Annotated in this window: 21 protein-coding genes and 1 riboswitch; of the genes, 8 read left to right on the top strand and 13 right to left on the bottom strand. The window is 54.8% G+C overall.

The genetic code is table 11. From position 1 onward, the window contains the following. The first annotated feature begins 73 nt into the window (after positions 1-73). Complete coding sequence (gene rpoC, locus ABGA49_RS15715; RefSeq protein ID WP_061499014.1) at positions 74-4297, top strand: DNA-directed RNA polymerase subunit beta'; 4224 nt, start codon at positions 74-76, stop codon at positions 4295-4297. Between the two features lie 153 nt (positions 4298-4450). Then, positions 4451-5512 (top strand): alpha/beta fold hydrolase, encoded by a 1062-nt coding sequence (locus ABGA49_RS15710; RefSeq protein ID WP_347665792.1) that lies wholly within the window; start codon positions 4451-4453, stop codon positions 5510-5512. On the opposite strand, the gene ABGA49_RS15705 is transcribed toward ABGA49_RS15710, so the two are convergent. The 11 genes from ABGA49_RS15705 to ABGA49_RS15655 form a co-directional block, all read right to left on the bottom strand. Beyond that, a complete protein-coding gene (locus tag ABGA49_RS15705; RefSeq protein WP_347665791.1) occupies positions 5439-6473 on the bottom strand; it encodes an AraC family transcriptional regulator in 1035 nt (344 codons plus the stop codon). The genes ABGA49_RS15710 and ABGA49_RS15705 overlap by 74 nt on opposite strands. A gap of 130 nt (positions 6474-6603) precedes the next feature. After that, on the bottom strand, positions 6604-6921 hold the full coding sequence (locus ABGA49_RS15700; RefSeq protein WP_088237704.1) for a PTS lactose/cellobiose transporter subunit IIA: 318 nt from the start codon (positions 6919-6921) through the stop codon (positions 6604-6606). Positions 6922-6925: 4 nt separating this feature from the next. Continuing rightward, positions 6926-7231, bottom strand: a complete 306-nt coding sequence (locus ABGA49_RS15695; protein ID WP_061499003.1) for a PTS sugar transporter subunit IIB — start codon at positions 7229-7231, stop codon at positions 6926-6928. 145 nt (positions 7232-7376) lie between these two features. Continuing rightward, entirely contained in the window at positions 7377-8918 is a 1542-nt protein-coding gene (locus tag ABGA49_RS15690) for a sensor domain-containing diguanylate cyclase (RefSeq protein WP_061499000.1), read from the bottom strand. A gap of 327 nt (positions 8919-9245) precedes the next feature. Then, positions 9246-10400: a 2-iminoacetate synthase ThiH gene (gene thiH / locus ABGA49_RS15685; RefSeq protein ID WP_088237702.1), complete on the bottom strand. Its 1155-nt coding sequence runs from the start codon at positions 10398-10400 to the stop codon at positions 9246-9248. After that, the gene (gene thiG, locus ABGA49_RS15680) at positions 10397-11167 is read right to left on the bottom strand and encodes a thiazole synthase (RefSeq protein ID WP_061498994.1); all 771 of its coding nucleotides are present in this window, start codon (positions 11165-11167) and stop codon (positions 10397-10399) included. The genes thiH and thiG overlap by 4 nt, the downstream gene beginning before the upstream one ends. 1 nt (position 11168) lies before the next feature. Then, positions 11169-11369: a sulfur carrier protein ThiS gene (gene thiS, locus ABGA49_RS15675; protein ID WP_061498992.1), complete on the bottom strand. Its 201-nt coding sequence runs from the start codon at positions 11367-11369 to the stop codon at positions 11169-11171. Beyond that, positions 11350-12108, bottom strand: coding sequence for a HesA/MoeB/ThiF family protein (locus tag ABGA49_RS15670; protein WP_061498989.1), 759 nt, complete (start codon positions 12106-12108; stop codon positions 11350-11352). The genes thiS and ABGA49_RS15670 overlap by 20 nt, the downstream gene beginning before the upstream one ends. Further along, the gene (gene thiE, locus ABGA49_RS15665; protein WP_347665790.1) at positions 12101-12736 is read right to left on the bottom strand and encodes a thiamine phosphate synthase; all 636 of its coding nucleotides are present in this window, start codon (positions 12734-12736) and stop codon (positions 12101-12103) included. Before thiE ends, ABGA49_RS15670 begins: the two co-directional genes overlap by 8 nt. Continuing rightward, positions 12736-14628 carry a phosphomethylpyrimidine synthase ThiC gene (gene thiC / locus ABGA49_RS15660; protein WP_347665789.1) on the bottom strand — a complete coding sequence of 631 codons (1893 nt, stop codon included), beginning with the start codon at positions 14626-14628 and terminating at the stop codon, positions 12736-12738. Before thiC ends, thiE begins: the two co-directional genes overlap by 1 nt. 85 nt (positions 14629-14713) lie before the next feature. After that, positions 14714-14867: riboswitch (TPP riboswitch) on the bottom strand. Positions 14868-14922: 55 nt separating this feature from the next. Beyond that, positions 14923-15426 (bottom strand): Rsd/AlgQ family anti-sigma factor, encoded by a 504-nt coding sequence (locus ABGA49_RS15655; protein ID WP_061498978.1) that lies wholly within the window; start codon positions 15424-15426, stop codon positions 14923-14925. Between the two features lie 92 nt (positions 15427-15518). Here ABGA49_RS15655 and nudC point away from each other — a divergent pair, with 92 nt between their 5' ends. From nudC to ABGA49_RS15625, 6 genes are all read left to right on the top strand, one after another. Then, on the top strand, positions 15519-16292 hold the full coding sequence (gene nudC / locus ABGA49_RS15650; protein WP_347665788.1) for an NAD(+) diphosphatase: 774 nt from the start codon (positions 15519-15521) through the stop codon (positions 16290-16292). Between the two features lie 39 nt (positions 16293-16331). Next, positions 16332-17396: a uroporphyrinogen decarboxylase gene (hemE, locus tag ABGA49_RS15645; RefSeq protein WP_061498974.1), complete on the top strand. Its 1065-nt coding sequence runs from the start codon at positions 16332-16334 to the stop codon at positions 17394-17396. Between the two features lie 9 nt (positions 17397-17405). Continuing rightward, a complete protein-coding gene (nfi, locus tag ABGA49_RS15640) occupies positions 17406-18086 on the top strand; it encodes a deoxyribonuclease V (protein ID WP_061498971.1) in 681 nt (226 codons plus the stop codon). Positions 18087-18118: 32 nt separating this feature from the next. Then, positions 18119-18709 carry a YjaG family protein gene (locus ABGA49_RS15635; protein WP_061498966.1) on the top strand — a complete coding sequence of 197 codons (591 nt, stop codon included), beginning with the start codon at positions 18119-18121 and terminating at the stop codon, positions 18707-18709. A 186-nt stretch (positions 18710-18895) separates the two neighbouring features. Then, entirely contained in the window at positions 18896-19168 is a 273-nt protein-coding gene (gene hupA, locus ABGA49_RS15630; protein WP_035890328.1) for a nucleoid-associated protein HU-alpha, read from the top strand. Positions 19169-19180: 12 nt separating this feature from the next. After that, complete coding sequence (locus ABGA49_RS15625) at positions 19181-19873, top strand: DUF1481 domain-containing protein (RefSeq protein ID WP_061500248.1); 693 nt, start codon at positions 19181-19183, stop codon at positions 19871-19873. Positions 19874-19981: 108 nt separating this feature from the next. Here ABGA49_RS15625 and purD read toward each other — a convergent pair whose 3' ends face one another. Together purD and purH are read right to left on the bottom strand one after the other, a co-directional pair. Then, positions 19982-21274, bottom strand: coding sequence for a phosphoribosylamine--glycine ligase (purD, locus tag ABGA49_RS15620; protein WP_061498962.1), 1293 nt, complete (start codon positions 21272-21274; stop codon positions 19982-19984). Between the two features lie 15 nt (positions 21275-21289). Next, a complete protein-coding gene (gene purH, locus ABGA49_RS15615; RefSeq protein WP_061498959.1) occupies positions 21290-22879 on the bottom strand; it encodes a bifunctional phosphoribosylaminoimidazolecarboxamide formyltransferase/IMP cyclohydrolase in 1590 nt (529 codons plus the stop codon). Positions 22880-23327 lie beyond the last annotated feature (448 nt).

Raw genomic sequence — 23327 nt, 5'->3', positions numbered from 1 at the left:
TCGCTCAAACAGGTCACTGCTGCCGGGGTAAAACCCGGCAGCGGAATGTGCTAACTCCGACGGGAGCAAATCCGTGAAAGACTTATTAAAGTTTCTGAAAGCGCAAACTAAAACCGAAGAGTTTGATGCGATCAAAATTGCTCTGGCCTCGCCAGACATGATCCGTTCATGGTCTTTTGGTGAAGTTAAGAAGCCGGAAACCATCAACTACCGTACGTTCAAGCCTGAGCGTGACGGCCTTTTCTGTGCGCGTATTTTCGGGCCAGTAAAAGACTACGAGTGCCTGTGCGGTAAGTACAAGCGCTTGAAACACCGTGGTGTGATCTGTGAGAAGTGCGGCGTTGAAGTGACCCAGACTAAAGTGCGCCGTGAGCGCATGGGCCACATCGAGCTGGCGTCTCCGACCGCCCACATTTGGTTCCTGAAATCTCTGCCGTCCCGTATCGGTTTGCTGCTGGATATGCCGCTGCGTGATATCGAGCGCGTTCTGTACTTCGAATCCTATGTGGTTATCGAAGGCGGTATGACCAATCTGGAACGTAACCAGATCCTGACCGAAGAACAGTACCTGGACGCGCTGGAAGAGTTCGGTGACGAATTCGACGCGAAAATGGGCGCCGAAGCTATTCAGGCCCTGCTGAAAAGCATGGATCTGGAGCAGGAATGCGAACAACTGCGCGAAGAGCTGAACGAAACTAACTCCGAAACCAAACGTAAGAAGCTGACCAAGCGTATCAAACTGCTGGAAGCGTTCGTACAGTCTGGTAACAAACCGGAGTGGATGATCCTGACTGTTCTGCCAGTGCTGCCGCCGGACCTGCGTCCGCTGGTTCCGCTGGACGGTGGTCGTTTCGCAACGTCGGATCTGAACGATCTGTACCGTCGCGTGATCAACCGTAACAACCGTCTGAAACGCCTGTTGGATCTGGCGGCGCCGGACATCATCGTACGCAACGAAAAACGTATGCTGCAGGAAGCGGTTGACGCCCTGCTGGATAACGGCCGCCGCGGTCGTGCGATCACCGGTTCCAACAAACGTCCTCTGAAATCTTTGGCCGATATGATCAAAGGTAAACAGGGTCGTTTCCGTCAGAACCTGCTCGGTAAGCGTGTTGACTACTCCGGTCGTTCTGTTATCACCGTAGGTCCGTACCTGCGTCTGCATCAGTGCGGTCTGCCGAAGAAAATGGCGCTGGAGCTGTTCAAACCGTTCATTTACGGCAAGCTGGAACTGCGTGGCCTCGCCACCACCATCAAAGCCGCGAAGAAAATGGTTGAGCGTGAAGAAGCTGTCGTTTGGGATATCCTGGATGAAGTTATCCGCGAACACCCGGTACTGCTGAACCGTGCACCAACCCTGCACCGTTTGGGTATTCAGGCGTTTGAACCGGTTCTGATCGAAGGTAAAGCTATTCAGCTGCACCCGCTGGTTTGTGCGGCATATAACGCCGACTTCGATGGTGACCAGATGGCTGTTCACGTACCGCTGACGCTGGAAGCCCAGCTGGAAGCGCGTGCGCTGATGATGTCCACCAACAACATTCTGTCTCCGGCGAACGGCGAACCTATCATCGTTCCGTCTCAGGACGTTGTACTGGGTCTGTACTACATGACCCGTGACTGTGTTAACGCCAAAGGCGAAGGCATGGTGCTGACTGGCCCGAAAGAAGCTGAGCGTATCTATCGCGCTGGCCTGGCCTCTCTGCATGCGCGCGTTAAAGTGCGTATCACTGAATACGAAAAAGATGCTAACGGCGAATTCGTTGCGAAAACCAGCCTGAAAGACACGACCGTTGGTCGTGCGATTCTGTGGATGATCGTGCCGAAAGGTCTGCCTTTCTCCATCGTCAACCAGGCGCTGGGCAAGAAAGCCATCTCCAAAATGCTGAACACCTGTTACCGCATTCTGGGCCTGAAACCGACCGTTATTTTTGCTGACCAGACGATGTACACCGGCTTTGCTTATGCAGCGCGTTCAGGTGCATCCGTTGGTATCGATGACATGGTCATCCCGGCGAAAAAACACGAGATCATCAGCGAAGCGGAAGCTGAAGTTGCTGAGATCCAGGAGCAGTTCCAGTCTGGTCTGGTAACTGCTGGCGAACGCTATAACAAAGTCATCGATATTTGGGCTGCGGCGAACGATCGCGTATCCAAAGCGATGATGGACAACCTGCAGACTGAAACCGTGATTAACCGTGACGGTGTTGAAGAGCAGCAGGTTTCCTTTAACAGCATCTACATGATGGCCGACTCCGGTGCGCGTGGTTCTGCAGCCCAGATTCGTCAGCTTGCTGGTATGCGTGGTCTGATGGCGAAGCCGGATGGCTCCATCATCGAAACGCCGATCACCGCGAACTTCCGTGAAGGTCTGAACGTACTCCAGTACTTCATCTCCACACACGGTGCGCGTAAAGGTCTGGCGGATACCGCACTGAAAACCGCGAACTCCGGTTACCTGACTCGTCGTCTGGTAGACGTTGCGCAGGACCTGGTTGTAACCGAAGACGATTGTGGCACCCTCGAAGGTATCACCATGACGCCGGTTATCGAAGGTGGCGACGTTAAAGAGCCGCTGCGCGATCGCGTTCTGGGTCGTGTGACAGCTGAAGACATTCTGAAACCGGGTACGGCAGACATTCTGGTTCCGCGCAACACGCTGCTGCACGAGCAGTGGTGTGACCTGCTGGAAGCGAACTCCGTCGACTCCGTTAAAGTGCGTTCCGTTGTATCTTGTGACACCGACTTTGGTGTATGTGCACACTGCTACGGTCGTGACCTGGCGCGTGGCCACATCATCAACAAAGGTGAAGCAATCGGCGTTATCGCGGCGCAGTCCATCGGTGAGCCGGGTACACAGCTGACGATGCGTACGTTCCACATCGGTGGTGCGGCATCTCGTGCGGCTGCTGAATCCAGCATCCAGGTGAAAAACAAAGGTAGCATCCGCCTGAGCAACGCGAAGACGGTTGTTAACTCCAGCGGTAAACTGGTTATCACCTCCCGTAACACTGAGCTGAAATTGATCGACGAATTTGGTCGTACCAAAGAAAGCTACAAAGTGCCTTACGGCTCCGTGATGGCGAAAGGTGATGGTGAGCAGGTTGCCGGCGGTGAAACCGTTGCAAACTGGGATCCGCATACCATGCCGGTTATCACTGAAGTGGCTGGTTTCATCCGCTTCACTGACATGATCGACGGCCAGACCATTACACGTCAGACCGACGAACTGACCGGTCTGTCTTCACTGGTGGTTCTGGACTCCGCAGAGCGTACCTCTGGTGGTAAAGACCTGCGTCCGGCGCTGAAAATCGTTGACGCTAACGGCAATGATGTTCTGATTCCGGGCACCGACATGCCGGCGCAGTACTTCCTGCCAGGTAAAGCGATCGTTCAGTTGGAAGATGGCGTTCAGATCAGCTCTGGTGACACCCTGGCGCGTATTCCGCAGGAATCCGGCGGTACCAAGGATATTACCGGTGGTCTGCCGCGCGTTGCGGACCTGTTCGAAGCACGTCGTCCGAAAGAGCCGGCAATTCTGGCTGAAATCAGCGGTATTATTTCCTTCGGTAAAGAGACCAAAGGTAAACGCCGTCTGGTGATCACGCCGGTTGACGGTAGCGAGCCGTACGAAGAGATGATTCCGAAATGGCGTCAGCTCAACGTGTTTGAAGGTGAACGTGTAGAACGTGGTGACGTGGTTTCCGACGGTCCGGAAGCGCCGCACGACATTCTGCGTCTTCGTGGTGTACACGCGGTAACGCGTTATATCACCAACGAAGTACAGGACGTTTACCGTCTGCAAGGCGTTAAGATCAACGATAAGCATATCGAAGTTATCGTTCGTCAGATGCTGCGTAAAGCCACCATCGTGAACGCGGGCAGCTCCGAGTTCCTCGAAGGTGAGCAGGTTGAATACTCTCGCGTTAAGATCGCTAACCGCGAACTGGAAGCGAACGGCAAAATCGGTGCAACGTATGCACGCGATCTGCTGGGTATCACCAAAGCGTCTCTGGCTACCGAGTCCTTCATCTCCGCGGCATCGTTCCAGGAGACCACGCGTGTGCTTACCGAAGCAGCTGTTGCGGGCAAACGCGACGAACTGCGCGGTCTGAAAGAGAACGTGATCGTGGGTCGTCTGATCCCGGCCGGTACTGGTTATGCGTACCACCAGGATCGTATGCGCCGTCGCGCCGCTGGCGAACTGCCGGCAGCACCGCAGGTAACTGCGGAAGATGCAAGCGCGAGCCTGGCAGAACTGCTGAACGCAGGTCTGGGTGGCTCAGACAACGAGTAATCGTTCCTGTAATAAAAAACCCGCTTCGGCGGGTTTTTTTATGTCTGCATTTCATGAAAACGCCGTTAAAAGAGTTCTCGATCGCGTTCCAGGACGCATACCGCAGGCATGTGTGACCAGAATAGGCCTGTGTTAATTAACCTGGTACTCAATATGTCACGCCTTTTTGTTCTGTTTCTTACGGTTATGTTCAGCAGTGCTGCCTGGAGCGAAACTGCTTTTCGCCAGTTGCGTATGGATGAGGAGAGTTCCCGTCCCCTTGAGGTTGCGCTCTGGTATCCCACTCTGCAACATGACGCATTACAAACGATAGGGGACAATATCGCGTTCAGCGGCACACGAGCACTGCGCGATGCCGAACCCACATCGGGCGAGCATCCTCTTTTGCTGATCTCTCATGGCTATGGTGGCAACTGGCGTAACCTTAACTGGCTGGCGCAACGGATGGCCTTGCAAGGGTACATTGTGGCCGCAGTTGATCATCCCGGCACGACTACACGTAACCAGCATCCGCAGGATGCTCAGCAACTGTGGCTACGCCCGCAGGATCTTCTGCACGTAATGAATAAGGTGATCGCCACTTCCGCTCTTGCCGGGCGGGTGGATAGCCGACGTATTGCGGCGATAGGGCATTCGCTCGGGGGCTGGACGGTGCTGGAACTGGCGGGAGCCCGTTTTGATGCGCAGCGCTTTATCACGGATTGTCAGCAACATCCGATCCTGTCGGGGTGTAAATTGACAGCAAAACTGGGGATCGACCAGCCTCTGGCTGCCAGCAAGCTGGTGGCGGATGCACGTGAATCCCGCATTAAAGCAGTGGTTTCGCTGGATCTTGGGCTGGCGCGGGGTTTCCGTCCGGATAGCCTCCGGCAGATAACGGTTCCCGTATTGATTATGGCTGCGCAGGCAGATAGCGACGCCCTGCCCGCCAGCCTGGAATCGGGGTATCTGGCTACGTATATTCCTGCTGACCGCCAGCGCTATCGCCGCGTTGAAGGCGCGACGCACTTTAGTTTTATGCAGATGTGTAAACCAGGGGCGGCAGCGCTGATTGAGCAAGAAGCACCTGGTGAGGGGATTGTCTGCGAAGATGGCGGTACGCTCAGCCGTAACGCGATTCACCTCCACCTGCTCAAAGAGATCAGCTCCTTTCTGAATCAGGCCCTGGATTACCAACCGCCGCGCGCCGGTAATCCGTTGGCGTCATCCCACTAATACGGGTGAACTCACGGTTGAAATTGGATTTCGTCGCAAACCCGGCGTCCAGCATGATATCCGTGACCGGGGCCGGGCTCTCCCGCAGTAAGCGCTGAGCATAATGGATGCGAAAGCGGTTGATCCATTGTGATACGTTGCAGCCGCGCACCTGGTTGACGGCTTGTGAGATTTGCCGCGCAGGGATGCCCAGTTTTCGCGCCAGTGCATTGAGCGTGAGATCGGTTTGCAGAAACCACTTTTCTTCATTAATGCGTGCTTCGATACGCTGGCAGAGATGTTCGGCCTCCTCATCACAAGGGCGATCTTCCTCGACAGGTTCTGCGATGTGGGGGGGAACAGGGGGTACTTTTTTCCAACTGTAGACGATGGCCAGACAGATAAAGGGCAGCAAAATCGCCTGGGAAAGTGCCACCAACTGCGGTGCTTGTTGCCCTTGATAAACGCCATAATCTACGGCGATAACTAAATCAGTCAGACCGGAAAAACAGAGAAAACAGCCAGCAATAAACGTCATTAATGAGGCGGGACCGGCATCCTGTAAACGGGTGAAGATAAAGGCATCGGCCCCTTGTCGCGCGGTTCTAATCAATGCGCCGCCGTAGCCAATGAACAGCAGCATCAGTATGGCATCCGTCATCATTGGGGCGACAAGGTTGAGCAGCAACGCGATCAGGGGAGCAATCAGGTAGCGAGGGCATTTTTGCAGCCTGTTTTGCGTGGTCAGACGTGCAAAGCAGCGCCACGCCAACGGCGGCAGCGCAATGGCAACAATCGACTGGATCTGACGCAGAATAGCGGCATCGAACTGCCAGCGTAGCGCAGACATGAACACCAACAGCGCACAGCCGCTAATAAATATTGCCGCGCTGCGGTATCCCGATGTGCGTTGCAGGCAGACCTTCAGCAGCAAAATTATCAGAATAGAGAAGGTGTAAAAAGGAAACGGTACGGCGGGCATAGAAGACCTGTACGGGATGGCGTAAAAACGTAATGCTATGTTGTGCCATAAATTCACACGTAAAACACGTCACCACTTTTGGCAGCAACAAAAATGCCCGCGGCGCAGGCATTTTCATAAAGAGAGAGGATCAGTCGCGCAGTGGCAACCGGCGGAACAATTCGATCATATCGCCAGCCAGATCCTGAATCACCATCGCGTTCATCAGGTGATCCTGCGAATGGACGGTGATCAGGTTGACCGGTAGTTTGCCGCTGCCCTCATCCAATCCGATCAGTTGCGTTTGTATTTTATGCGCAGCCTTCACATACTCTCGCGACTCTTCCATCGCTTGTTCCGCGCCGTCAAAATCACCTTTACGCGCCAGTTGCAGAGCCGTCAGCGCCTGGCTGCGCGCGGCTCCGGCATTAACCAGCAACTCCATAATGATGGTTTCTAACTCTTCCATGCGTTTACTCCAGTAATTTAAGGGCTTTTTCCAGTACGACATCACCCTTCATCATGCCGTAATCCATCATATCGATAACCGCAACTTTTTTACCCAGCGGTTCCGCCTGCGCCTGCAGCTTTGCCTGCTCGTATTTCACTTGCGGCCCCAGCAACACGATATCTGCCGTTGCAATCTCGTCCTTAAATTCTGCGACAGGAACCGCCTTAATAGAAACGTCGACGCCTTTTTTCTGCGCTGCGTCTTTCATGCGTTGCACCAACATGCTGGTGGACATACCCGCAGCACAACATAAAACGATGTTTTTCATAGTCAGCCTCGGTGTTGATGGGATAAGTGATAATGATCCTGCATCGCCGGGTTCAACAACCGCTTTACCATGATTGTGTGTATGGCATCACAAAGAATCCCTGATTTTCGTGAAACCGGTTACAGGTGCGGCGACATTCGTGGCATTAACCGCTATTTACTTGCAGGATCCGATTTTTACCTTGCTGTTTCGCTTTATAAAGCGCCTCGTCGACGCTGACGATAAGTTGCTCTAGTGGCTCCATATGCCACTCACCAATCCCGGCGCTGAAAGTGACGGTCAATCCTTCTTCACGCCAGCTCCGGCCTTCTACATTTTTGCGCCATTGCTCCAGCAAAGCAGTCGCATCCGTGAGTGATGTGTGTGGGAAAAGAACCGCGAACTCCTCACCGCCGTAGCGATAAACCGAAAGGGTGTGTGGTTGCATCACCTGAATCCCTTCCCGCGCGACGTTACGCAGCACGATATCGCCGTTTAGATGGCCCCAGATATCGTTAATGGATTTGAAATTATCAATATCCACGAGTGCCAGGGAAAATGGCTGGTGATCATTCATCAGCGCAGCAATATCACCATCGAACGCACGGCGGTTTTTACAGTTAGTTAGCGCATCTATGGTTGCCTGTCGCACCCAGGACTGCTCGCGCTCTTTATTGCTGAGGATGGCTTTACTGAGCATGGCCTCAAGCTTTGGTGCCCGTTTTACATCACCGGTGTTTATCGAATTAATGATATTCATCAGTACCGTACGTGAGGCGTGGCGCAAATACAGACCAAACAGGATGATCAGGACGGCGGCAGTACCAAATCCCCAGCTAACAATCAGCGTGGAGTGCCGGGTCAGGCTATCAAGCGTGGCGGTGGAAACCTTATAAATGGCGAACCAGTCCGGGTTGGTAAAGGAATAGTAGTAATACCATGTCGCCGTTTTTTCGTCGTAGACCATCCCTTCACCACTGGTCATCGCTGACAGTAATTCCGGTCTGACGAAGGTTTTGAACAGCGCGCCACTGTCCGGATGCAGCATCGCTTTGCCTTCACGGTCAACAATAAAAAATTCGCCGGGCATCGGCGATTGGGTGGTACGCAGCGTAAAGCTCATTGAGGCGACGTCGAGGTGAAAAGCCAGCGTACCTTTAAGCTTGCCATCCGGCGTGATCACCGGCTTATAAATGCTGACTGTCGGATTGTGGGTAAAGTAATCCTCATAGGCGCTGGTGTAGTGGTTAAACATGCTGGCTTCCGCCTGATGCATAAACCACGGACGTGTTCTGGCATCAAACTGGTCGCTCTCGGCATTGGCGATCACCTGCGGAGCACGGAGGTGATCGCCACGCGAATCAGCCAGTGAAATCGAAGAGACTGATGGCATCAGCGCCAGCAATTGCATCAGTAATTTGAGCCCGTGTTCCCGATCGCCCGTTACCGTGGTGTCCAATTGATCGTCCTGGGCGAAGAAGGTGGCGGCGCGGTTCAGGATGTAGTCATTCTCGCGAAGGATCGACTGTGTGTAATTTAATGCCAGGTTATGGGTAAAGTTACGATTTATATCGTGGTATCTCTCCAGCATTTCCTTTTGCTGACTGAAGGTCACCAAAAAAGCGATGACGATAAAACTCACAAAAATCCCGGCGAAGCTCAACAGAATCGGGGTTGTGAACGAGAGTTGTCGACTGTGAATTTTCATATCCTTGATCATTCATCATTGAGGTGGCAGGTAAAGTATAAGGGGTTAGAGGAAAGATGAGGGTTACATCAACATCGAACATGCATGCCGTACCGGCATTTATTATGCGGTGATTATAACGCCTGCTAAATCGGTCATGACGAAATATTGTGCTCTTTCGCGACGTACCGATTTTACCGGTGATGAAAAGGAATAATGAAAAGCGGAGCGGCCATGAGGGGATTTAGCCGCTCCGGTCAGTCTGATAACCTGACGCAAGAATAATGCCGGAGCGGGAGCGCTGGCGCGACTGCCCGATCCGGGTTTTACGCGATGTACCGTAAAATTTTACCCCGTTATCAGCGTGTTGCTGTTTTTTTGCGGCGCGCGTCCCAACCAGCTATCCCAATCTTTCCATACCGGTTGCAACCCGCGCGCCATCAACGCGCTGGCGACGTCTTGCGGTCGCCGGCCATCGTGCGGGGAGAATTGTTCCAGCTCCGGGTGATTATCCGCATAGCCTCCGGGTTGAGTTTTAGAAAACGCGCTGACGTTATTGATAGCCAGCGGGATAACGTGATCGCGAAAATGGGGGGATTCGCGGGTCGAGAGTGACAGTTCGACATCCGGTGCCAGCAGGCGGAAGGCGCAGATGGTTTGTACCAGTTGGCGTTCATCCATGATCGATGCCGGCTCAATACCGCCAGTGCAGGGCCGTAAACGGGGAAATGAAATGGAATAGCGACTCTGCCAGTAGTGTTGCTGTAACCACAGCAGGTGTTCCGCCACCATATAACAGTCCACACGCCAGCTGTCGCTCAGACCAATTAATGCCCCCAGGCCGATTTTATCGATCCCCGCACGCCCCAGTCGATCCGGTGTTTCCAGTCGCCAGATAAAATCCTGCTTTTTACCCCGCAGATGATGTTTTGCGTACATGCTCTGGTGATAGGTTTCCTGATAGACCATGACGCCATCCAGACCGAGGGTTTTCAGCTCGGCATACTCTTCCTGAGCGAGAGGCTGAACTTCCATCTGTAATGAAGCGAACTGGCGGCGAATGGAAGGGAAATGGCGGCGAAAATAATCCATCCCTACTTTTCCCTGATGTTCACCGGTGACCAATAACAGATGCTCAAACCCCAGCTCACGTAGCGCGGCGCACTCGCGGGCAATCTCGTTCTCATCCAGCGTCTTGCGTTTCAGGTGATTGCTCATTGAGAAACCACAATAAGTGCAATCATTTGCGCAGAGATTGGAAAGATATAACGGCACATAGAAGCTTACCGTGTTGCCAAAACGCTGGCGGGTAAGTTTTTGCGCCTGCTGCGCCATCGGTTCAAGAAAGTCGCTGGCGGCGGGGGAGAGCAGCGCCATCAAATCTTCTCGCGTGATATGTGGTGCGTGGAGCGCCCGCTCAACATCCGCCGTGGTTTTGCTGTGGATCCGCAGACGAATATCGTCCCAATTCAGTTGTCGCCAACGTTCGGTAAAGGTGGTCATAAGGCACTCTCCAGGAAACCGGTGAGCGGGCTGGTGGCGGTCGCGTAACGCTGCCGCGCGCCGGGTACGGCATCGCGCGCTAACGAACCGGCTTCTACCGCCAGGCGGAAAGCGCGTGCCATGGCGACCGGGTCGTCGGCCACGGCGATGGCGGTATTCACCAGCACCGCATCGGCCCCCATTTCCAATGCCAGGGCGGCATGGCTGGGCGCGCCGATGCCCGCATCGACCACCACCGGTACGCTGGCCTGTTCGATGATAATCTCCAGCATTGCGCGCGTTTCCAGCCCCTGGTTTGATCCTATCGGTGCGCCAAGCGGCATAACCGCTGCGCAGCCCACCTCTTCCAGCCGCTTACACAGGACCGGATCGGCACCGCAATAGGGCAGCACGACAAAACCCATTTGCACCAGTTTCTCTGCGGCGCGCAGGGTTTCTATCGGATCGGGCAGCAGCCAGCGTGCATCCGGGTGAATCTCCAGTTTTAACCAGTGGGTGCCGAGTGCTTCCCGCGCCAGTTGTGCGGCAAAGATAGCCTCTTCCGCATTTTTTGCCCCCGAGGTGTTGGGCAATAGCGTCACGCCCGCTTCACGCAGCGGCTGCAAAATACCGTCGCTGTGCTGGCGCAGATCGACCCGTTTCATCGCCAGCGTCACCAGTTCGCTGCCGGATGCGCGAATCGCCTCGATCATAAGTTGTGGCGCGGCGAATTTACCCGTACCGGTAAACAGTCGTGAAGAAAACGTTTTATCTGCAATACGTAACATCTCAGCCCCCTGCAATAACCTGAAATAGCAGGATCCGATCGCCGTCCTGCACAAGATGGTCTTCCCACTGCTCGCGCGGCAGGATCTGTTCGTTTAACGCCAGTGCGACGCCCGGTTTTAACTGGTTGAGCTGGTTAAGCAGCGTGGCAATGGAAAGCCCGGAAGTGCAGCGCATCGGTTCGTCATTGAAGCGTATTTGCATCTTGCCCTCCGCAAACCGGACAATTGCTGGCGCGATGTAGTGCCAGGGTTCGCCAGAGATTGGTTCGGGCATCAAACAGGCGCAGTTCGCCGCTGGTGGTGTGCATGCCGCTCAACAATTTGACGGTTTCCAGTGCCTGCATTGCACCCATGATCCCCACAACCGGACCCACAATCCCTGCCGTGCGGCAGTTGCGTTCCGGTTCGCTTTCGTCCGGCCACAGGCAGCGATAGCAACCATGCTGCCAGGGCGGTGTCAGTACCATGAGCTGGCCGCCAAAACCGACAGCGCTGGCAGTAACCAGCGGGGTTTCCAGCGCGACGCAAGCTGCGTTAACGGCCTGTCGTGTGATCATATTGTCACTGCAATCCAGCACTACATCTGCCTGAGCAACTTGCTGGTGCAGCGCCTCGCCGTGTAAGCGTTGTTGCAGGGGAATCAGTGCAATATCGGGGTTGAGTTGCTGCAACCGCTGTGCGGTAACCAGGGTTTTTGGCTGATTGATATCGTCGGTGGTAAAGAGGATCTGCCGCTGAAGGTTGCTCAGATGCACGGCATCGTCATCCGCCAGCACCAGCGTGCCGATACCTGCACCGGCAAGGTACACCGCTGCAGGGGCGCCGAGGCCGCCAAGGCCGACAACCAGCACCCGGCTGGCAAGCAGCTTTTGCTGGCCGACAATGGCAATATCTTCCAGCAGGATCTGGCGGCTGTAGCGCATAAAATCGCGATCATTCATCGCCCACCCCCGCAAGTGTCAGCAACTGTTCCGTGGCCTGCCGCCAGTCTGCGGCCTGGGTGATGGCGCTGACCACCGCTATGCTGCCGACGCCTGTCGCCAGCACATCTGCTGCGCGCGAAAGGCTGATCCCGCCAATGGCGACCGTAGGGTAATCTCCCAGTCGCGCAATATGGCGCGCCAGTTGTTCCAGCCCCTGTGGCGCGGAGGGCATCTGTTTGGTTTGTGTCGGGAAAACATGGCCGAGTGCGATATACGAAGGGCGTGCCGCCAGCGCGATATCCATCTCCATATCGTCATGCGTGGAGACGCCCAGGCGCAGACCCGCCGCGCGAATGGCGCTTAGGTCGGCGGTTTCCAGATCTTCCTGGCCAAGATGTACGCCGTACGCCTGGTGTTTTATGGCCAGCCGCCAGTAGTCATTGATAAATAACCGCGCGTTGTATCGGCGTCCCAGTGCGATGGCGGCAGCGACATCGTCTTCGACCTCAGGGTCGCGTTTGTCTTTGATACGCAGTTGCAGGGTGCGCACGCCCGCTTCCAGCAAGCGGGCGATCCACTCAACGCTGTCGACAACCGGGTAGAGCCCGAGACGAAACGGTACCGGAGGAAAGTCGGGTTGGTACATCAGGCTTCCTCCTTTTTCAGGTAGATTTCCCCGCCGCGGGCGCGGAAGTCGTTCGACTTATCATGCATCCCGACTTCGATGACCTGCGCCGCCGCGTAATCGCGCACTTCCTGCGAGATTCTCATCGAGCAGAATTTCGGCCCGCACATTGAGCAGAAGTGAGCGATTTTGCCGGACTCCTGCGGTAGGGTTTCATCGTGGTAAGCACGGGCGGTAAAAGGATCCAGCGCAAGATTAAACTGATCTTCCCAGCGGAACTCAAAACGGGCTTTCGACATGGCGTTATCGCGGATCTGCGCGCCAGGGTGGCCTTTTGCCAGGTCAGCAGCATGGGCGGCGATCTTGTAGGTGATCAACCCCTGTTTAACATCCTCTTTGTTTGGCAGGCCCAGGTGTTCTTTGGGTGTGACATAACAGAGCATGGCACAGCCAAACCAGCCAATCATTGCCGCGCCAATACCGGAGGTGAAGTGGTCATAACCTGGCGCGATATCGGTGGTCAGTGGTCCGAGCGTGTAGAATGGCGCTTCGTGACAATGCTCCAGTTCTTCGGTCATATTGCGGCGGATCATCTGCATCGGCACATGCCCCGGACCTTCAATCATGACCTGCACATCATACTCCCAGGCGATTTTGGTCAGTTCACCCAGCGTATGCAGTTCGGCAAACTGCGCTTCGTCGTTGGCATCCTGGATCGAACCCGGACGCAGGCCATCGCCGAGAGACAGCGAAACATCGTATGCGGCGCAGATTTCACAAATTTCCCGGAAGTGAGTGTAAAGGAAGTTTTCTTGATGATGGGAGAGGCACCACTTCGCCATAATCGACCCGCCACGCGAAACAATGCCGGTCAGGCGCTGCGCGGTCATCGGGACGTAACGCAGCAATACGCCTGCGTGGATAGTGAAATAATCCACCCCTTGTTCCGCCTGTTCGAGCAGCGTATCGCGGAATGCCTGCCAGTTTAGATCTTCGGCGATCCCGTTCACCTTCTCCAGCGCCTGGTAGATCGGTACCGTACCGATTGGCACCGGGCTGTTACGCAGGATCCATTCGCGGGTTTCGTGAATATAGCGCCCGGTAGAGAGATCCATCACCGTGTCTGCGCCCCAGCGGGTTGACCACACCAGTTTTTCTACTTCCTCTTCGATGGACGAGGTCACGGCTGAGTTACCGATGTTGGCGTTCACTTTTACCAGAAAGTTACGCCCGATGATCATCGGTTCCGACTCCGGGTGGTTGATGTTGGCCGGAATGATCGCGCGGCCAGCGGCGACTTCATCGCGCACAAACTCTGGCGTGATATTTTTCGGCAGGCGGGCGCCAAAAGCTTCACCCGGATGCTGTCTGCGCAGCACTTCGCTACGAATACGTTCGCGGCCCATATTTTCGCGAATGGCGATAAACTCCATCTCCGGCGTGATGATCCCTTTGCGGGCGTAGTGTAGCTGGGTAACACGTTGACCAGCTTTGGCGCGGCGCGGGGTCAATAGCCCGTTGAAGCGCAGCTCATCAAGGCCTTCGTCCGCCAGACGTGCATTGGTATAAGCTGAACTGCGTTCATCAAGCGTTTCACTGTCATCACGCGCGGCGATCCAGGGGGCGCGTAACTTCGCGAGACCTTGCTGCACATCGATGGCGATTGCCGGATCGCCATACGGGCCGGAGGTGTCGTAAACCGGTACTGCTTCGTTCTCTTCAAACTGAGGGTGCTCTTTTGTACCGCCAGTCAGCGTTGGGCTGAGCTGGATTTCCCGCATTGGGATACGGATATCAGGTCGTGAACCGGTGACGTAAATACGGTGTGAATTGGGGAAAGCGGTGCCTTCCAGCGTGTCGATAAAGTGTTGCGCCTGGGCGCGTTGTTCACGGCGTGTAAGTTTTGCAGACATAGCTCATTCCAGAATTAAAAGGAGATGGCTTGTCAGACGACGGATGGAGTAATGGCAACAAACCGCCCGTAAGGGTGGTTGATGTGAATGGATTACTCTTGTTCCCTTCGCAGGTCTTAACCCGATCAGGTTCCGCGGATCCCGAATTAACGGTCTCAGCCTTTTCCACTTCATCTTTCGCGCCGCTTCGCGGCATTGCGAATTCTGTAGTGGAGAGATAGGCACTCCGACAAGAAAAACCCCCGCCCTCAGACGGGGAACTGCTTTTTAAACTACGCGTTACTTTTTAAGAATTCAAGCAGGGCGCGCCATGCCGGTTTCGTCATTGGCGCTCTCTTTGAGATTGTTATCAAAGGCCAGCACAATCAGTTTGTCTTCCAGTCTGAAGCGGGCCTCCAGCGCTTCGCCGATGTCGGAAAGCGCCTGTTGGAATTCCAGACAGTTATCATCGTCAATGGCGTTTTCCAGGCTGGTATCGTAATAATTCATGATTTCGATGGTGTTGGCTTCCAGCAGTGGATAGAGCTGGTTAGCGATTAAAAGTGGACTGCTCCCTTCCATTTCGCGAATGACGCGTTCATAAATACTGAAGTGACCTGCGGAGAGGTACTCCACCAGGTTGTGACAGAAATCGTCCAGCGCTTTTTCATTAAGCTGCATGAACGATCCTTTGCCAGGCTTAATGCCAACCAGATTGTAGTAAGAAACGAGAAGTTGCTTACGTACTAGCAGCCAATGGTCGACAAGTGTGTTACTTCCTCCAACGCGCTCTGTCAGGCTTTCTAACTGGTTTAGCATAATTGGCTCCGCAATATGTAAGTGAAAAAATGCTCACCCAAATGTAATAATAATGTTAACAAAATGCCAGTGAAGCTAAGGTAGTGCACCAAATGGTACGTATTATTGACGCACGGGATCATGGCTGGTGGATCGTAAGCCATGAACAAAAATTATGGTTGCCCGGTGGAGAATTACCACATGGGCAGGCAGGAAATTTCGATCTTGTGGGGCAGAGCGCGCTTCACATCGGCGAATGGCAGGGCGAACCGGTATGGATGATCCGCCAGAATCGCCGCCAGGAAATGGGATCCGTACGGCAGGTAATTGATCAGGACGTCGGGCTGTTCCAACTGGCCGGGCGCGGTGTGCAACTGGCGGAGTTTTACCGCTCACATCAGTTCTGCGGTTACTGTGGGCACACCATGCATCCGAGCAAAACCGAGTGGGCAATGCTGTGTGATCACTGCCGCGAGCGCTACTATCCGCAAATTGCCCCCTGCATTATCGTCGCCATCCGCCGTGATGACGCTATTCTTCTGGCGCAGCATACGCGTCATCGTAACGGGATTTACACTGTGCTGGCCGGGTTTGTTGAAGTGGGCGAAACCCTGGAGCAGGCAGTGGCCCGCGAAGTGATGGAAGAGAGCGGCATTAAAGTTAAAAATTTGCGTTATGTCACTTCACAACCATGGCCTTTTCCTCAATCACTGATGACCGCGTTTATGGCGGAATATGACAGCGGTGATATTCATATCGACCCGAAAGAGTTGTTGGATGCGGGCTGGTATCGTTATGACCATTTACCCCTGTTGCCGCCACCGGGTACCGTTGCGCGCCGTCTGATCGAAGATACGGTGGCGATGTGCCGCGCAGAGTATGAGTAAGGCGTATATACTGGCGACCTGACGCTTAAGGAACTGACAATGACCGAACTGAAAAACGATCGTTACCTGCGCGCGCTTCAGCGCCAGCCAGTAGACATGACGCCGGTATGGATGATGCGCCAGGCGGGCCGCTATTTACCGGAATATAAAGCGACGCGCGCGCAAGCTGGCGACTTTATGTCGCTGTGTAAAAATGCGGATCTTGCTTGCGAAGTGACGCTACAACCGCTGCGTCGCTATCCGCTTGATGCGGCGATCCTCTTCTCGGACATTCTCACCGTACCGGACGCGATGGGCCTTGGGCTCTATTTCGAAGCGGGTGAAGGGCCGCGGTTTACTTCCCCCATCACCTCAAAAGCGGATGTTGAGAAACTCCCGGTGCCGGACCCGGAAAGCGAACTGGGTTATGTGATGAACGCGGTGCGCACCATCCGTCGCGAACTGAAAGGCGAGGTGCCGCTGATTGGCTTCTCGGGTAGCCCCTGGACGCTGGCGACCTACATGGTGGAAGGTGGCAGCAGCAAAGCCTTTACCGTGATCAAAAAAATGATGTACGCCGAACCGAAGACGCTGCATCTGCTGTTGGATAAGCTGGCGCAAAGCGTCACGCTGTACCTTAATGCGCAGATCCGCGCCGGGGCGCAGTCGGTGATGATTTTTGACACCTGGGGCGGTGTTCTCACGGGGCGCGATTACCAACAGTTCTCGCTTTATTACATGCATAAAATCGTTGATGGCCTGTTGCGTGAAAATGCAGGTCGCCGCGTGCCGGTCACGCTGTTTACCAAAGGGGGGGGACAGTGGCTGGAAGCGATGGCCGAGACCGGTTGTGATGCGTTGGGGCTGGACTGGACAACGGATATCGCCGATGCGCGACGTCGTGTAGGACATAAAGTCGCCCTGCAAGGGAATATGGATCCGTCCATGCTCTATGCACCGCCTGCGCGTATTGAAGAAGAAGTGGCTTCCATTCTGGCGGGTTTCGGCAAAGGCGAGGGTCATGTGTTTAACCTTGGGCACGGCATTCATCAGGATGTTCCACCGGAACATGCCGGCGCATTTGTGGAGGCGGTGCACCGTCTGTCGGCCTCCTGGCATCAGTAAGGAGAGAATATGGATCTCGCGTCACTACGCGAACAACAACGTGAACTGGCTTCATCGGTGATTCATGAGGATCGCCTTGTGAACGATCCGCCGACGGTGATCGGCGGTGCGGATGTAGGTTTCGAGCAGGGTGGTGAAGTGACGCGAGCGGCCATGGTGCTGCTTTCGTACCCGTCGTTGGCGCTTATCGAGTACCAGGTGGCGCGTATTCCCACCACAATGCCTTACATTCCAGGTTTCCTTTCGTTTCGCGAATATCCGGCGTTGCTGGCGGCGTGGGAACAGCTTTCGCAAAAGCCGGATCTGCTTTTTGTTGATGGTCACGGCATCTCTCACCCGCGCCGCCTTGGCGTTGCCAGCCATTTTGGTCTGCTGGTCGATGTTCCGACTATTGGTGTGGCGAAGAAACGGTTGTGCGGCAAGTTTGAGCCGCTTGCCGACGAACCTGGTGCGCTCTCGCCGCTGATGGATAAAGGTGAGAAGCTGGCATGGGTGTGGCGCAGTAAAGCGCGCTGTAATCCGTTGTTTATCACGACCGGGCACCGGGTGAGCCAGGATAGTGCTCTGGCGTGGGTGCAGCGCTGTATGAAAGGCTACCGCCTGCCTGAGCCGACGCGTTGGGCAGATGCAGTGGCATCCGGTCGTCCGGCGTTTACGCGTTGGCAGGCAATTCAGCGTGATATCAGGTAAACTGCGCCTAATACCGACTTTGAGAAGCGATCATGTTACAAAACCCGATTCACCTGCGTCTGGAAAAGCTGGAAAGCTGGCAGCACGTTGTCTTTATGGCCTGTCTGTGCGAACGCATGTACCCCAATTACGCCATGTTTTGTCAGCAAACGGAGTTTGGCGATGCGCAGCTCTACCGCCGTATTCTTGACCTCGTGTGGGAAACGCAGGTGGTAAAAGACGCCAAGGTGAATTTCGACAGCCAGCTTGAGAAGCTGGAAGAGGCGATCCCTGCGGCTGATGATTACGATCTCTATGGCGTCTACCCGGCGATCGATGCCTGCGTGGCGTTAAGCGAGTTGATTCACTCACGCCTGAGCGGCGAAACGCTCGAACATGCCATCGAGGTCAGCAAGACCTCTATCACCACCGTCGCGATGCTGGAAATGACCCAGGCGGGTCGTGAAATGACCGATGAAGAACTACGACTGAACCCCGCTGTAGAGCAGGAATGGGACATTCAGTGGGAGATTTTCCGCCTTCTGGCTGACTGCGAAGAACGCGACATTGAGTTGATCAAAGGGCTACGCGCAGACTTGCGTGAGGCCGGTGACAGCAATATCGGTATAAATTTGCAGCAATGAGACAATAAAACGTGATTTAACGCCTGTTTTGTCGTGCCATAAGGCTTCCCTTCGCACCCCCGTCTGGTCTACATTTGGGGGGCGAAAATAAGTGGCTATCGGTGCGTGTATGCAGGAGAGTGCTTTTGAGGCATTTCCGTCGCACTCGATGCTTAGCAAGCGATAAACACATTGAAAGGATAACTTATGAACAAGACTCAACTGATTGATGTAATTGCAGACAAGGCTGATCTGTCTAAAGCGCAAGCGAAAGCTGCACTGGAATCCACCCTGGCTGCTATTACTGAGTCTCTGAAAGAAGGTGATGCTGTACAACTGGTTGGTTTCGGTACCTTCAAAGTGAACCACCGCGCTGAGCGTACTGGCCGCAACCCGCAGACCGGTAAAGAAATCAAAATCGCCGCAGCTAACGTGCCGGCATTTGTTTCTGGTAAAGCACTGAAAGACTCTGTTAAGTAAGACAGCGTGGCAGTGAACAGTTTTGTCGAAGGGGCGGTCTCGCCCCTTTTGTCATTCTGGCGTCGCCCGTTGATGCTGGCTGGCGCGCTGTTGCTGGCTGCCTGCAGCCATGATTCCTCCCTGCCGCCATTCACCGCCAGCGGTTTTGCCGGTGATCAGGGCGCAGTGCGTATCTGGCGCAAAGATTCCGGTGGAGAGACACACCTGCTTTCCGCTTTTAGCCCGTGGCATCACGGGAACACAACGTTGGCTGAGTATCGCTGGCAAGGCGACGCGTTGACCCTCGTCGAACTCAATATCTACGGCACTCCCCCTGAACATATTCGCGCCCGGTTTGACGATCGTGGTGAGTTGAGCTTTATGCAGCGGGAAGTTGATGGTCAGAAGCAGCAACTCTCCAGTGACCAGATTGCACTCTACCGCTATCGAGCAGAGCAAATCCGCCAGACCAGCGATGCGTTGCGTCAGGGGCGTGTGGTGCTGCGTCAGGGACGCTGGCAGGCGAATCGCACGGTGCAGACCTGTGAAGGTGAGACGGTGAAGCCAGATCTGGATGTGTATGCGTTAGAGCGCATAGAACGCCGTCAGAACCACTCCTCAGCAGCGGTCAGCGTGGCGTGGTTGGAAGCGCCGGAAGGCGCACAGCTGTTGCTGGTGGCGAATGAGGACTTCTGCCGCTGGCAACCGACAGAGAAACATTTCTGATGCATCGTCAGGGTAAGCGCAGCGCCAGCCGCTGAACTGCTGGATGGCGGCTACGCTCCTTACAAGCCTACTGGACGGTTTCCTCTCTCCGTGAGAGAGAGGAAATCATTATTTGCCCTGCTCGCGTGCTATCGCACGGTAACCAATATCCCGGCGGCTGAAGCTGCCATCCCAGTGAATATCGTTCATCAATGCGTAAGCGCGCTGCTGTGCTTCCGCAACGGTATGACCCAATGCCGTCACGCACAATACGCGCCCGCCATTGGTCAGCACCCGGTCATCAGCGTCGAGTTTGGTACCCGCGTGGAACACTTTACCGTCCGCAGCTTCTTCCAGCGGCAGACCGTGGATCACATCCCCATTGCGATAATTGCCCGGATACCCGCCGGCAGCGATGACCACGCCCAGTGAGGCCCGTGGATCCCATTCAGACGTTTTCTCATCCAGCTTACCTTCGCAGGCTGCCAGGCAAAGCTCCACCAGGTCGGATTGCATACGCAGCATGATCGGTTGCGTTTCCGGGTCGCCAAAGCGGCAGTTGAACTCGATCACTTTGGGATTGCCGAGCTTGTCGATCATCAGACCGGCATACAGGAAACCGGTGTAGGTATTGCCTTCCGCCGCCATCCCGCGCACGGTTGGCCAGATGACGCGTTCCATGGTGCGCTGATGCACTTCATCGGTAACTACCGGGGCAGGCGAGTAAGCGCCCATACCGCCGGTGTTCGGGCCTGTGTCGCCATCGCCCACGCGTTTGTGATCCTGGCTGGTGGCCATCGGCAGGACATGCTCACCGTCAACCATGACGATAAAGCTGGCTTCTTCGCCATCGAGAAACTCTTCAATAACGATACGGTGACCTGCATCGCCAAAAGCATTGCCCGCCAGCATGTCGTTAACGGCAGCTTCAGCTTCTTCAAGCGTCATGGCAACGATCACGCCTTTGCCTGCGGCCAGACCGTCGGCTTTGATCACGATGGGCGCGCCTTTTTCACGCAGGTAAGCCAGCGCGGGTTCAACTTCGGTGAAATTCTGGTACTCCGCTGTTGGAATGTTGTGGCGGGCCAGGAAATCTTTGGTGAACGCCTTGGAGCCTTCCAGTTGCGCCGCGCCCTGCGTAGGGCCAAAAATCTTCAGGCCTGCAGCGCGGAATGCATCCACCACGCCAATCACCAGCGGGGCTTCCGGGCCAACGATGGTCAAATCAATTTTTTCGTTCTGCGCGAAATTTAACAACGCGGAGATATCGGTGGCGCTGATAGCGACGTTTTGCAGCGCAGGTTCAAGCGCGGTACCGGCATTGCCCGGAGCAACATACACGGTTTCAACCAGCGGTGACTGTGCTGCTTTCCAGGCTAGAGCGTGCTCGCGCCCGCCGTTACCAATCACTAATACTTTCATTGTTTGCTCCGTAGATTAATGGCGGAAGTGGCGCATGTCGGTAAAGATCATTGCAATGCCATGTTCATCAGCGGCGGCAATTACTTCGTCATCACGAATGGAACCACCCGGCTGGATAACACAGGTCACACCGACTGCCGCGGCGGCATCAATACCATCACGGAACGGGAAGAAGGCATCAGAAGCCATGGCGGAGCCTTTCACTTCCAGCCCTTCGTCACCGGCTTTGATCCCGGCGATCTTCGCAGAGTAGACACGGCTCATCTGGCCTGCGCCAATACCGATAGTCATGTTCTCTTTTGCGTAAACAATGGCGTTGGATTTGACGAACTTCGCCACTTTCCAGCAGAACAATGCATCACGCAATTCTTGTTCGGTTGGTTGACGTTTGCTGACCACGCGCAGCTCATTTTCGGTCACCATACCCAGATCGCGATCCTGAACCAGCAGACCACCGTTGACGCGTTTGAAATCCAGACCAGCGACACGCTGCGCCCATTGGCCGCACACCAGAACACGCACGTTCTGTTTGGCTGCGGTGACGTTCAACGCTTCTTCGGTGGCAGAGGGAGCAATGATCACTTCGACAAACTGGCGGGAGATAATCGCCTGTGCAGTTTGAGCATCCAGCTCGCGGTTAAAAGCGATAATGCCGCCGAACGCAGAAGTCGGGTCGGTTTTATATGCGCGCTCGTAGGCATCCAGAATCGAACTGCCAACGGCGACACCACATGGGTTGGCATGTTTCACAATCACACAGGCAGCTTCGTTGAACTCTTTTACACACTCCAGCGCGGCGTCGGTATCGGCAATGTTGTTATAGGAGAGCGCCTTGCCTTGCAGTTGTTGCGCGGTGGCGACGGAGGCTTCCTTCACCTCTTCTTCTATATAGAAGGCGGCTTGCTGGTGGCTGTTCTCGCCATAACGCATATCCTGCTTTTTAATGAAGTTCAGGTTCAACGTGCGCGGGAAGCGACCAGCAGGCTCTTTGCTCTCACCGTGATAGGCGGGTACCAGACTACCGAAGTAGTTAGCGATCATGCTGTCGTAAGCGGCAGTATGTTCAAAGGCTTTGATCGCCAGATCAAAACGGGTGTCCAGCGTCAGCGATCCTTCATTGGCATCCATCTCATTAATGATGGCGTTGTAATCGCTGCTCTTGACAACAATGGCGACATCTTTGTGGTTCTTCGCTGCGGAGCGCACCATGGTCGGGCCTCCGATATCGATATTCTCTACCGCGTCTTCCAGCGAGCAACCTTCACGGGCTACGGTCTGGGCGAACGGATAAAGGTTAACAACGACCATATCGATCGGCGCGATCGCATGTTGCGCCATGATGGCATCATCCTGGCCTCGACGGCCAAGGATGCCGCCGTGCACTTTCGGGTGCAGGGTTTTTACACGTCCATCCATCATTTCCGGAAAACCGGTGTAGTCGGAGACTTCGGTCACTGGCAGACCGTTATCTGCCAGCAGACGAGCGGTGCCGCCCGTAGAGAGCAGTTCTACGCCACGCTGAGAGAGCGCCTGTGCGAATTCGACAATACCGGCCTTGTCAGAAACACTGAGCAAAGCGCGGCGGACTGGACGACGTTGTTGCATGGTAAATCCCCTGGATTTGACTTTAACAGAGAGTGTTAGGTGAATTTTAGGATCCTTATTGATCCAAAAACTCAGCTAACACCCCAGAAGGGGTGCGTTATTTTTGCGCGGGCATTGTAACGAAAACGTTTGCGCAACGCTCGCGAATTTTTGTCCTTTTACCGGATTGTGGATAACTCTGTGTGTAAATGGGTATAAAGGCGGGTTTTGCTGTGGAATGCAGCAGTCAGTCATTTTTATGTCATTTTTCTATTGCGGGGGACTGAGAACTCCCTATAATGCGCCTCCATCGACACGGCGGATGTGAATCACTTCACACAAACAGCCGGTTCGGTTGAAGAGAAAAATCCTGAAATTCAGGGTTGACTCTGAAAGAGGAAAGCGTAATATACGCCACCTCGTGACAGCGCTCCAGAGCGCGTCACAACTGCTCTTTAACAATTTATCA

It is taken from the genome of Kosakonia sp. WA-90, from assembly GCF_039871955.1.
GTDB lineage: Bacteria > Pseudomonadota > Gammaproteobacteria > Enterobacterales > Enterobacteriaceae > Kosakonia > Kosakonia oryzendophytica.
The sequence above is the reverse complement of the archived record's forward strand: the minus strand, read 5'-3'. Positions and strand labels throughout refer to the sequence as shown.

Bases quoted from the DNA above. Each gene is read 5' to 3' on its own strand.
- ABGA49_RS15710 (WP_347665792.1), top strand. From the start codon at position 4,451: ATGTCACGCCTTTTTGTTCTGTTTCTTACGGTTATGTTCAGCAGTGCT.
- ABGA49_RS15705 (WP_347665791.1), bottom strand. From the start codon at position 6,473: ATGCCCGCCGTACCGTTTCCTTTTTACACCTTCTCTATTCTGATAATT.
- ABGA49_RS15700 (WP_088237704.1), bottom strand. From the start codon at position 6,921: ATGGAAGAGTTAGAAACCATCATTATGGAGTTGCTGGTTAATGCCGGA.
- ABGA49_RS15695 (WP_061499003.1), bottom strand. From the start codon at position 7,231: ATGAAAAACATCGTTTTATGTTGTGCTGCGGGTATGTCCACCAGCATG.
- ABGA49_RS15690 (WP_061499000.1), bottom strand. From the start codon at position 8,918: ATGAAAATTCACAGTCGACAACTCTCGTTCACAACCCCGATTCTGTTG.
- thiH (WP_088237702.1), bottom strand. From the start codon at position 10,400: ATGACCACCTTTACCGAACGTTGGCGACAACTGAATTGGGACGATATT.
- thiG (WP_061498994.1), bottom strand. From the start codon at position 11,167: ATGTTACGTATTGCAGATAAAACGTTTTCTTCACGACTGTTTACCGGT.
- thiS (WP_061498992.1), bottom strand. From the start codon at position 11,369: ATGCAAATACGCTTCAATGACGAACCGATGCGCTGCACTTCCGGGCTT.
- ABGA49_RS15670 (WP_061498989.1), bottom strand. From the start codon at position 12,108: ATGAATGATCGCGATTTTATGCGCTACAGCCGCCAGATCCTGCTGGAA.
- thiE (WP_347665790.1), bottom strand. From the start codon at position 12,736: ATGTACCAACCCGACTTTCCTCCGGTACCGTTTCGTCTCGGGCTCTAC.
- thiC (WP_347665789.1), bottom strand. From the start codon at position 14,628: ATGTCTGCAAAACTTACACGCCGTGAACAACGCGCCCAGGCGCAACAC.
- ABGA49_RS15655 (WP_061498978.1), bottom strand. From the start codon at position 15,426: ATGCTAAACCAGTTAGAAAGCCTGACAGAGCGCGTTGGAGGAAGTAAC.
- nudC (WP_347665788.1), top strand. From the start codon at position 15,519: ATGGTACGTATTATTGACGCACGGGATCATGGCTGGTGGATCGTAAGC.
- hemE (WP_061498974.1), top strand. From the start codon at position 16,332: ATGACCGAACTGAAAAACGATCGTTACCTGCGCGCGCTTCAGCGCCAG.
- nfi (WP_061498971.1), top strand. From the start codon at position 17,406: ATGGATCTCGCGTCACTACGCGAACAACAACGTGAACTGGCTTCATCG.
- ABGA49_RS15635 (WP_061498966.1), top strand. From the start codon at position 18,119: ATGTTACAAAACCCGATTCACCTGCGTCTGGAAAAGCTGGAAAGCTGG.
- hupA (WP_035890328.1), top strand. From the start codon at position 18,896: ATGAACAAGACTCAACTGATTGATGTAATTGCAGACAAGGCTGATCTG.
- purD (WP_061498962.1), bottom strand. From the start codon at position 21,274: ATGAAAGTATTAGTGATTGGTAACGGCGGGCGCGAGCACGCTCTAGCC.
- purH (WP_061498959.1), bottom strand. From the start codon at position 22,879: ATGCAACAACGTCGTCCAGTCCGCCGCGCTTTGCTCAGTGTTTCTGAC.